The sequence below is a fragment of the Pseudomonas sp. PS01298 genome, assembly GCF_029959745.1.
GTDB classification, from domain to species: Bacteria; Pseudomonadota; Gammaproteobacteria; order Pseudomonadales; family Pseudomonadaceae; genus Aquipseudomonas; species Aquipseudomonas aylmerensis.
In genome coordinates this window covers 17303-27097 of sequence record NZ_JASCPP010000094.1, presented here as the reverse complement: position 1 = coordinate 27097, position 9795 = coordinate 17303, and the positions used below count along the sequence as shown (strand labels likewise).

9 protein-coding genes are annotated in these 9795 nt (G+C 64.7%); all 9 read right to left on the bottom strand.

Features of this window, described 5'->3' with window-relative positions; genetic code table 11:
• Window positions 1–41: 41 nt before the first annotated feature.
• The gene (gene metC / locus QMX97_RS25040) at window positions 42–2741 is read right to left on the bottom strand and encodes a cystathionine beta-lyase (protein WP_282397790.1); all 2700 of its coding nucleotides are present in this window, start codon (window positions 2739–2741) and stop codon (window positions 42–44) included.
• Between the two features lie 27 nt (window positions 2742–2768).
• Complete coding sequence (locus tag QMX97_RS25035; RefSeq protein ID WP_282397789.1) at window positions 2769–3416, bottom strand: glutathione S-transferase N-terminal domain-containing protein; 648 nt, start codon at window positions 3414–3416, stop codon at window positions 2769–2771.
• A 139-nt stretch (window positions 3417–3555) separates the two neighbouring features.
• A complete protein-coding gene (locus tag QMX97_RS25030) occupies window positions 3556–4152 on the bottom strand; it encodes a cysteine dioxygenase (RefSeq protein ID WP_065904952.1) in 597 nt (198 codons plus the stop codon).
• A gap of 16 nt (window positions 4153–4168) precedes the next feature.
• Window positions 4169–4993, bottom strand: coding sequence for an amino acid ABC transporter ATP-binding protein (locus tag QMX97_RS25025; RefSeq protein ID WP_282397788.1), 825 nt, complete (start codon window positions 4991–4993; stop codon window positions 4169–4171).
• The gene (locus QMX97_RS25020) at window positions 4980–5663 is read right to left on the bottom strand and encodes an amino acid ABC transporter permease (protein ID WP_282397787.1); all 684 of its coding nucleotides are present in this window, start codon (window positions 5661–5663) and stop codon (window positions 4980–4982) included. Before QMX97_RS25020 ends, QMX97_RS25025 begins: the two co-directional genes overlap by 14 nt.
• Window positions 5653–6378 carry an amino acid ABC transporter permease gene (locus QMX97_RS25015; RefSeq protein ID WP_106804036.1) on the bottom strand — a complete coding sequence of 242 codons (726 nt, stop codon included), beginning with the start codon at window positions 6376–6378 and terminating at the stop codon, window positions 5653–5655. The genes QMX97_RS25020 and QMX97_RS25015 overlap by 11 nt, the downstream gene beginning before the upstream one ends.
• Window positions 6375–7577 carry an aminotransferase class I/II-fold pyridoxal phosphate-dependent enzyme gene (locus QMX97_RS25010; protein ID WP_282397786.1) on the bottom strand — a complete coding sequence of 401 codons (1203 nt, stop codon included), beginning with the start codon at window positions 7575–7577 and terminating at the stop codon, window positions 6375–6377. The genes QMX97_RS25015 and QMX97_RS25010 overlap by 4 nt, the downstream gene beginning before the upstream one ends.
• On the bottom strand, window positions 7574–8995 hold the full coding sequence (locus QMX97_RS25005; RefSeq protein WP_120448488.1) for an FAD-binding oxidoreductase: 1422 nt from the start codon (window positions 8993–8995) through the stop codon (window positions 7574–7576). Before QMX97_RS25005 ends, QMX97_RS25010 begins: the two co-directional genes overlap by 4 nt.
• Window positions 8988–9794, bottom strand: coding sequence for a transporter substrate-binding domain-containing protein (locus QMX97_RS25000; protein ID WP_106804038.1), 807 nt, complete (start codon window positions 9792–9794; stop codon window positions 8988–8990). Before QMX97_RS25000 ends, QMX97_RS25005 begins: the two co-directional genes overlap by 8 nt.
• Window position 9795: the final 1 nt, after the last annotated feature.

Genomic DNA, 9795 nt, shown 5'->3' with positions numbered 1-9795 from the left:
ACCGGCTGCGCGCTCCCACCTTGCGTGGGAGCGCGCAGGCCTCAACCTGCCAGCGCAAACCCGCGCTGCAGGTCCTCGATCAGCGCCGCCACATCTTCCAGACCGATATGCAAACGCACCACCGGGTTCAACGCCCGGTCGGATGCGCTGTCGCGGTCCTGGGTGTCGGCCACGGTGACCAGGCTTTCATAGCCGCCCCACGAAGCCCCCAGGCCAAACAGCTGCAAGCCGTCGATAAAGCGTTCGACGTAGCCGGCATCGGCACTGGCCAACTCAAACGACAACAACCCATTGCTGCCGGTGAAGTCGCGACGCCACAGCGCATGCCCCGGATGCTCGGGCAGCGCGGGGTGGAACACGCGCTTGACCTGCGGCTGCGCCTGCAACCACAGGGCAATGTCCACGGCCTGGCGTTCGTGCACATCCAGGCGCGACGCCAGGGTGCGTGCACCGCGCAGGATCAGGTAGGCATCGTCGGCACTCACCGAGTTGCCGAAGGTGTCACTCATTTTGCCCAGCGCCGGCCATGCGGCCTCGGTGGTGCACACGCTGCCCATCATCACGTCACTGTGCCCGCCGAGGTATTTGGTCAGGGCCATGATCGAGATGTCCGCGCCCAATGCCAGCGGCCGGTACAGGTAGCCTGAGCCCCAGGTGTTGTCGACGGCCAGCAGGATGTTGCGCGGCTTGCACAGTGCCGCAAGCGCAGGCAAATCGCACAGCTCATACAGCAGCGAGCCCGGCACTTCGGCGTAGACCAGCCGGGTATTGGCTTGCAGTTGCGCCTCCAAATCCTTGCCATCCGGCGAGAAGTAACTCACCTCGATGCCGAAGGGCTGGAGAAACTCGCAGGCCAGTTTGCGCACCGGCGAGTACACCGCATCGGTGATCAGCACATGATCGCCGGGGCGCAGATAGGCCAGGAACACCTGGGCCGCTGCCGCCAGGCCCGTGCCGTAGAGACGCGTGCGATAGCCACCTTCGAGTTCGCTCACCAGATCTTCCAGCGCGTGGGAGGTCGGGTTGCCGCGCGCGCCGTAGGTCAGCACGCGCTCGCTGTCGCGACGGGCACGGGCGTCGCGCATTTGCGCCAGGTTGTCGAACAGCACCGTGCTCAGGCGCGTGATCGGCACATTGACTGCGCGGCCACCGTGGCCCTTTTCGGTACGCGCGGCGTGGATCAACCGCGTGCGCACGCGTGACGGCGGCGCCAAGGGTTTGAGGCTGGCGATTTCCGCCTCACTCATTTGCGCCAACAGGCCGATTTCCCAGGCCAGGTACTGGCGGGCGGCGTCCTTGTTGCCGCTATGGCGGTCATGGGTGAAGAACAGGAAGTCGATGCACTGCGCGTCGGGCGGGTTTTGCGGGTCTTCGTTGACCGGCAGGCCGGCCGCTGCCCAGGCAGCGAGGCCGCCGTCGAGCAATCGAGCCGACAGCCCTTGGGCCGCGAAGGCCGCGACTGCAGGGTCATCCGCCACCAGTACCAGCGGACGCTGATCGGTTTTAAGCTGCGCACGAATCGACCAGGTGGAGCCGGCAATATGCCCCTTGCGATACACCATGCTCGGGCGCAGATCGACCAGGTTTACCTCACTCAATTGCGCCGCCAGCGCCTCGGGGCTGATCAACGGCAACGGCTCATACGCCACCGGCTGCAACACCGGCAGGGCCAGGCCACTGTCGATACCGCCGCTCAGCACGTAGGCCTCATGCCCCAACTGCCGCAGCCAGCTGGCGACAATCGGTGCGCGCACGCCATCGCTGTCCACCAGCACAATGCGCGCCTGGCGCACGCCGATGTACAGGTCGGTGGACTGGATCAACTGCCCGCCAGGCGTGTGTTGCGCGCCGGGCAACGTGCCCAGGGCAAACTCTTCGCCAGTGCGCACATCACACAGGAACAGGCTGCGTTGCGCGTCATCGGCCCATTGGCGAACCTGATCCGCCGACACCGTCGTCACCCCTGCCCGCTCAGCCAGTTGCCGCGCAGCCTGGCGCTGGGAGGCCAGGTCGCCGTTGACCTGCTCGGCATAGCGGCGGGTGCTGCCATGCTCCAGCTGGAAGTCTTCCAGGTACCAGCCCTGGGTGCCGTTTTCCAGGGCGTAGATCGGGTTTTTCAAGCCCAGGTTGATCAGCGTCTGCGCGCCGATAATGCTGCGCGTACGCCCGGCGCAGTTGACCACGATCGGCGTGCGGTCATCCGGCACCAGATCATGCACGCGATAGCCCAGCTCGCCGTTGGGGCAGCAGATCGAACCGGGAATGGTCATCTTGCGGTACTCCTCGAACGGCCGCCCGTCGAGCACCACCAGCGGCTCGCCACGCGCCTGCCACTCGGCCAGTTGCCGCGCGGTGACGTGAGGCGTGTGGCTGGCCTCCTCGACCAGCTCGCCAAAGGCCTTGGACGGCACATGCACCCCGGCAAACAGCTGCAAACCGGCGGCCTGCCAACCCTGCGCGCCACCTTCAAGCACCTGCACGCGGCGGTAGCCCAGCGCCTGCAACCGCGCCGCCGCCAGTGCCGCGACTTCACCGCCATCCTGGTCGTAGATCACCAGGCGCACCTGCGGGTTGGGCGCCAGGCGGCGTACCTCCAGCTCCAGGCGGCTATAGGGCAGGTTCACCCCATGGAACAGGTGGGCCTCGCCGTATTGCCCGTGTTCGCGCACGTCGAATACGGCGATTTCCTGCCCGTCGAACAGCCATTGCTGCAGTTGACTTGGGGTGATGGTCTGGCTCATGGAAGTCCCAACAAAGTAAGAAAAGAGTTACTGCAACGCCAACGAACGTTCGCCCGGTGCCACTTCGCGACCCTTGGCATAGGCACGCTGCACCGCCGGCCGCGCCTGGATGCGCAAGCGCCAGGCCTGGATATGCGGGTAGTCCGCCAACTGCTGGCCCTGGCGCAACGGCTGGATCCACGGAAAAATCGCCATGTCTGCCACCGAGTACTCGCCGGCCACATACGGCACTTCGGCCAGGCGCTGCTCCAGCACCCGGTACAGGCGCGTGGCTTCGGCATTCAACAGGTCGAGGGCGAAGGCAATCGGCTCGGGGGCCTTCTCCTTGAACAGCTGCAACTGGCTGAGATACGGGGTGATATGCCCGACCTGCCAGAACAGCCATTCCTGGACCTTCTGCCGCTCGGCAGTGCCGGCCGGTGGCAGGAATTGCCCGGCGCTGTCGGCCAGGTAATTGAGGATCGCGCCGGACTCGAACAGGCTCAACGACACCTCGGGACGGTGGTCGACAATCGCCGGGATACGCCCGTTGGCGCTGATGCGCTGGAAGTCGGCGTGCTTTTGCTGGCCTTCCCGGATATTCACCGGCACCAGGCGGTAATCCAAGCCCAGCTCTTCGAGCAGGATCCCGACCTTGAGGCCGTTGCCGGTGGGCCAGTAGTACAGATCAATCATAAAAACCCCGCCCTTTGATCATTCCCACGCTCTGCGTGGGAATGTCGTTTGGGACGCTCTGCGTCCCGGTGTCTGGCGTGACGCAGAGCGTCACAACCTGCGTTCCCACGCAGAGCGTGGGAACGATCCTCAGGAGTGCTTACAAATACGCCTTGATGGAAGGCGCCATCTGCGAGGCGTTGTAGTTGAGGATGCGGCCGTCCGCTTCCACGCCATACCGGCCGTTCAGCGACTCCAGCGGCAAGCCGTAGAGATGGAAGTGCAACGTCGCCTGCTCGCCTTCGACCTTGATGCCGTGCAGGTCTTCACCGAGGAACGAAATCGAGGTGCCCGGTTGCACGATCACTTCTTTCTCAAGCGTCAGGGTGGTGAAGCCCGGCTCACGGCCCTCATCACTGCGCGCGTAGACGTAATTGATTTCCTGGCCTTCCACCGCACTGATGATTGCCCACGTCTCGTGGTTATGCGCGATTGTGCTTTTGCCCGGCAACAGCGAGTTGAGGTACAGCGTCGGAGTGTCGCCATCGTCATTCAGGCGATAGCGGAAGGCGGTACTGCCCTGCCCCGGCACCGGCGCGGGGAATTCATCGAAGTTGAACAGGTCGCGCCGCTCGGCGAGGTTTTCCAGCAGGCCGACGATTTCCACCAGGGCCGCGCGGTCTACGCCGCGCTGGTTGATGACGCGGATTTGCTGCAGGAACGCTTCGATAACAGCAGCACGGTTTTCGCTACTCATGACGGTTTTCCTCTTATCAGACTGACAGGCTGTAACGGCTCAAATTGGTCAACAGGTACGGATCATGGGCGATCGGGCCACGGCGCCCGGAGTCGCCCAGGGCATGTCGCAGGAACGTCTGGGTGCGTTCGCTGGTCGGGTTCTGGAAAATCTGCGCGGCGCTGCCATGCTCGACAATCACGCCGTTTTCGGTGAAGTACACGACGTCGCTGATCTCTTCGGCGAAGCGCATTTCGTGGGTGACCAACACGCAGGTCATGCCCTCCTCGGTCAGCTCGCGGATCACCGTCAGCACTTCGCCGACGGTTTCCGGATCGAGCGCCGAAGTCACTTCGTCGAACAGGATCAGTTCCGGGCGCATCGCCAGGGCACGGGCAATCGCCACGCGCTGCTGCTGGCCACCGGAGAGCTGGCCGGGATAGGCATCGGCCTTGTGCTCCATGCGCACCTTGGCCAACAGTGCCCGCGCGTCTTTTTCTGCATCGGCACGATTGCGCCCGAGCACCTTGCGCGGGGCGATCACCAGGTTCTCCAGCACCGACAAGTGCGGGAACAGGTTGTATTGCTGGAACACAAAACCGACGCGCTTGCGCAACTCGATGCGCTGGGCCTCCTGGGCCAGCGTGTCGACCTGGGTCTGGCCCACGCGGATGCTGCCGCGCTGGGGCTGCAACAGCCCGGTGATGCAGCGCAGGATCGTGGACTTGCCCGAGCCCGACGGGCCGATGATCGACACCGCCTGGCCGCGCAGCACCTCAAGATCGATGCCCTTGAGCACCGGGTTGGCGCCGAACGACAGGTGGACATCCCGCAGGCTCACCAGGGGTTCAATAGAAGGCATAGCGGCGCTCCAGGTGTTGGGTGAGACGGGAAATCGGGTAGCAATAGGCAAAGAACAGCACCAGCAGGCTGAGGTAGATCACCACGGTAAAACCGGTCATGTTCACGGTGTTGCTGGCAATCTGCGCGGTGTCGATCACGTCATGCACGCCCACCAGCGACGCCAGCGCGGTGCCCATGGTGACCACCGCGTAGAGGTTCATCCACGGTGGCAACATGCGCTTGAAGCACTGCGGCAGGATGATCGAACGGAACAGCTGGCCACGGGTGAACGCCAGCGAACGCGCGGCTTCCCACTGAGTGCTGGGGATCGAGCCGATGGCGCCACGAAAGATTTCCGCGACGTTGGCGCTGGCCGGCAGGGCCAGGCCGATGGTGACCTTGATCCAGTCGGGAAACGACACGTAGCTGCTGCCGATATGAATCTCGAACGGAAACACGTAGGTGGTGAAATAGATCAGTACCAGCCACGGCGCATTGCGAAATACCTGCACCCACAGCCGCGCGATAGCCCCCAATGGCGATAGCGCCAGGGCGCCGATCAACAGGCCCAGCACCGAACCAATGCCAATCGCCAACAGGCTGATGAGGATGTTCTGGCCAAAGCCTGCAACCAGCGCCGGCGACCATTGCAGCAAGGCCGACAGCACCGGGAATGAATCAATGGCCATAGCCGGGCATCCTCAGGCGCGCTTCGAGCCAGCGCCCCACACAATTGACGATAAAACTCAGCAGGCCGAAGAAGCTCAGGATCAGGATCATCAGTTCCAGCACGTTGTCGCTCTGGGTCCAGATCATGATCGCGGCGTAGGTGATGTCACCCACCGCAATCGCCGAGGCCACGGCGGTCATCTTTACCAGGTCGATCAGGTTGTTGATCAGCGACGGCAGGGCAAAACGCAGGGCCAGCGGCAGCTGCACATTCCACAATAATTGGCGGCTGCTGAAGGCCAGCGAACTGGCGGCTTCCAGGGTCACGGCGGGCACCGCCTCGATGCCGGCGCGCAGGGCCTCGGCATGGAATGCGCCCTTGTGCAGGGAGATGACGATCACCACCCAGGCGAACGGCGTGAGCGGGTTGGCCGCGCCGACCGCCTGGGTCAGCAGCATGTTCAGCACCAGGAACGCGCAGTACAGCTGCACCAGGGTCGGCGTGTTGCGCGTGACCTCGATAAACACCCGCGCTGGCTTGGCCAGCCACGGGTTGCCGGACGTCAGCATCGCCGCCAGGCTGATACCCGCGAGCAGGCTGCCGATAATGGTGAACAGGCACAGCAGCCCCGTGGTCAGCGCGCCCTGCACCAGCGTGCCGCGCTGATAGGCATCGAGCAGAAAGTTGTAGTTCAGGCCGATACCGGCAGCCCAGTGGACGAACAGCTCCATCATTGCAACTTCCCGCAGGCGGTCGCGATCCGCCGCCCCGCTTCGGCGACACTCTCGGTCGCGGTGGCAATCGACAGGCGAAACCACGGTGACAACCCATAGGCGCTACCTGCCACCCCGGCCACGCCCTCCTCCAGCAACCAGGCGACCACGTCGCCGTCGTTGTCGATGCGCTGGCCATCGGGACGAGAACGCCCCAGCAGCCCGGCGCAACGCACGAAGACGAAGAAGCCACCCTGGGGTTCCAGCACTTGCAGACCGTCGACGTTTTCCAGCGCGGCGACCAGGATGTCCCGGCGCAATTGATACGCCGCAACCTGCTCGGCGAGAAAATCCAGCCCGCCGGTGTACGCCGCCAACGCCGCCGCCTGGCCAACCGAAGAAGCACCGGAGGTCGATTGCGATTGCACCACCGCCATGGCGTCGGTCAGGGTTTTCGGCCCCGCGCCAAAGCCGATGCGCCAGCCGGTCATGGCGTAGGTCTTGGACACGCCGCCCACCAGCAGGCACCGGTCCTGCAGGTCCGGAGCGACGTTCAACAGGCTCTGGGCCGGGCGACCGTCGAAGCGGATGTGTTCATACAGTTCATCCAGCAGCACCAGCACCTGGGGATGGCGACGCAGCACCGCGGCCAACGCCTGCAACTCGGTGGTGCTGTACACCGCGCCGCTGGGGTTGCCCGGGCCGTTGAGAATCAGCCAGCGCGTGTGCGCACTGATGTGCTGTTCCAACTGGGCCGGCAGCAGCTTGCAGCCCTGCGCCAGGCCGCACTCGATCAAGACCGGCTCGCCCCCGTTGAAGCGCACGCTGTCGGGAAATGACGGCCAGTACGGCGTCGGCACCAGCACTTCATCGCCGTCATCCAGGGTGGCGGCGAAAGCATTGAAGATGATCTGCTTGGCGCCGTTGGCGATCACAATCGACGCCAGCGGATAATCCAGGTGGTTTTCTGCGGCCAGCTTGCGCTGCACCGCCACCCGCAAGGCCTTTACGCCCGGCGTCGGCGTGTACTTGGTGGCACCCGCAGCGATGGCCGCATAGGCGGCCTGCTTGATGTGCTCCGGGGTGTCGAAGTCCGGCTCGCCGGTGGTGAGGTCGAGGATGTCACGACCGGCCTCCCGCAGTTCGGTGGCGCGGGACTTGGCGGCGGCATTGGCGGACAGCGACACCCGCTGCACGCGCCGGGACAGGCGTACGTTCATGGCTGCACCTCGAGGACTTTGCCGGGATTGAGCAGGTTGTGCGGATCCAGCGCCTGCTTGATGCGGCGCATCAGGTCCAGTTCCACCGCGCTTTTATAGCGACCCAGCATGCCCACCTTGCGCTGGCCGATGCCGTGCTCGGCACTGATCGAGCCGCCATGCGCGTGCGCGCTGTCGTGCACCATCGCGCTCAACTCGGCGTACTGCGCCATGTGCGCCTCCACCGTCGAATCGAGTGGATGCGCCACGTTGTAATGCAGGTTGCCGTCGCCGAGGTGGCCGAAGGTGAAGTTGCGCACGCCGGGGAAATGCTGCTGGAGCACGGCATCCGTGTGCGCGACGAAAGCCACCACCTGGGAAATCGGTACCGAGATATCGTGCTTCATATTGCGCCCGGCGCGCTTTTGCGCCTCGCTCATGTTCTCGCGCAGCAGCCACAGTGCTTCGCTTTGCGCCAGGCTTTCGGCAATCAGCGCGTCTGCGATCAAGGCCTGCTCGAAGGCTTCACCGAGCACGCGTTCAAAGGCTTCGCGGGCATGCTGTTCGCCGTGGTTGTCAGAGAGTTCGATCAAGGCAAACCAAGGCTGGCTCGCGCCCTTGAACGGCTGCGGGCCGTCCGGGAACTGCTCGCGCAGCAACGCCAGGCAATCGGCGCTGAGCAATTCGAAGGCCGTGAGATTGGCGCCAAAACCGGCGCGGGCGTGGGACAGGAACGCCACGGCCTGGGCCAGTTGGTCAAAGGCCAGCAGGGCGGTGGCCTGGGCCAAGGGCTGCGGGAACAGCTTCAGGGTGGCCGCGGTAATAATACCGAGCGTGCCTTCGCTGCCAATGTACAAATCGCGCAGGTCGTAGCCGGTGTTGTCCTTGCGCAGACCGCGCAGGCCGTGCCAGATCTCGCCTTCGGCGGTCACCACTTCCAGGCCCAGGGTCAACTCACGGGTGTTGCCGTAACGCAGCACGGCCGTGCCGCCGGCATTCGTGCCGAGGTTGCCGCCAATCGTGCAACTGCCCTCGGCACCGAGGCTCAGGGGGAACAGGCGGCCGGCAGCGCGGGCCACGTCCTGCACGTGTTGCAGGATACAGCCGGCTTCCACCGTGAGGGTGTCATTGTCGGTATCGACCTGGCGCACGCGGTTCATGCGGTCGAGCAGCAGCAACACCGAACGCCCGCTGGCATCCGGCGTGGCACCGGCCATCAGGCCGGTGTTGCCACCCTGCACCACGATCGGTGCCTTCAACGCCACGCAGGCGCGCACCACCGCCGCCACTTCCTCAGTGTTCGCCGGGTGTACCGCCGCAATCACCTGCCCGGTGTAGCGCCCCTGCTTGTCGGTGAGGTACTGCGCCGCCTCGTCATTGCGGTGTACATGGGCCGCGCCGAGCAGTTGTTGCAAGGTGGCGAACAACGCATCACTCATGGCTGTAGTGCTCGTGCAGGTCGCGCAGGGCCTGGGACGGCGCCATGCCGGTACGCTCGCCGAGGGCGATCAGGAAGCCGCTCTTGTGCCAGTCGCGCACAATGGCATCGAGCTTGGCCTGGGTGTCGTGTTCGCCCTTGCGAATCCAGATCACCGATTTGGACGGGATCAGGTCGCCCGGCAACGGGATCTCATAACCGGCCCACTCGGCATCGCTGAGCAATGCGTGCATGGTCGGGCTGACGTGCACCGCCGCCACGCAGCCATTGCCGCGCAGCGACAACAGCGATTCGGACTGGCTGCGGAACGCCTTGATCTGCGCGCCGTAGGTCTCCTGCAGTGGCTTGATGAAGTTGCTGCCCTGGGACACGCACACCGGTTTGTCCTTGAGGTCGGCCCACTGGGTGATGCCCGCACCCTTGCGAATCAAGGCCGCGCCGCCGACTTCCTCATACGGCGTCGGCACGTAGTCGAGGATCTCGGCGCGCTCTTCGGTGAACTGCATATTGGCGATCAGGATGTCGACCTTGCCCTGCTGCAGGAACTGCACGCGGTTGGGCGCCAGCACCGAGACTGTCCGGGTCTCGACGCCCAGCGCCTGGCCGATGCCCTTGGCCAGTTCGACGTTGTAGCCCAGGTGCTCGCCGGTCTTCGGGTCGAGGGTGCCGAACGGCGGACCACTGAGAATCACACCGACGCTGATGGCGTGGCGCTGCTGGATCTTGTCGAGGGTAGCGTCGGCGTGTGCGAAGCCGGCGCACAGGGCCAGGCCGAGTGCGGCCAGGGTTTTGATCTGCATG

What these genes read in the sequence shown, in the direction of transcription:
- metC (WP_282397790.1), bottom strand. Translation starts at nt 2,741, where the DNA reads ATGAGCCAGACCATCACCCCAAGTCAACTGCAGCAATGGCTGTTCGAC.
- QMX97_RS25035 (WP_282397789.1), bottom strand. Translation starts at nt 3,416, where the DNA reads ATGATTGATCTGTACTACTGGCCCACCGGCAACGGCCTCAAGGTCGGG.
- QMX97_RS25030 (WP_065904952.1), bottom strand. Translation starts at nt 4,152, where the DNA reads ATGAGTAGCGAAAACCGTGCTGCTGTTATCGAAGCGTTCCTGCAGCAA.
- QMX97_RS25025 (WP_282397788.1), bottom strand. Translation starts at nt 4,993, where the DNA reads ATGCCTTCTATTGAACCCCTGGTGAGCCTGCGGGATGTCCACCTGTCG.
- QMX97_RS25020 (WP_282397787.1), bottom strand. Translation starts at nt 5,663, where the DNA reads ATGGCCATTGATTCATTCCCGGTGCTGTCGGCCTTGCTGCAATGGTCG.
- QMX97_RS25015 (WP_106804036.1), bottom strand. Translation starts at nt 6,378, where the DNA reads ATGATGGAGCTGTTCGTCCACTGGGCTGCCGGTATCGGCCTGAACTAC.
- QMX97_RS25010 (WP_282397786.1), bottom strand. Translation starts at nt 7,577, where the DNA reads ATGAACGTACGCCTGTCCCGGCGCGTGCAGCGGGTGTCGCTGTCCGCC.
- QMX97_RS25005 (WP_120448488.1), bottom strand. Translation starts at nt 8,995, where the DNA reads ATGAGTGATGCGTTGTTCGCCACCTTGCAACAACTGCTCGGCGCGGCC.
- QMX97_RS25000 (WP_106804038.1), bottom strand. Translation starts at nt 9,794, where the DNA reads ATGCAGATCAAAACCCTGGCCGCACTCGGCCTGGCCCTGTGCGCCGGC.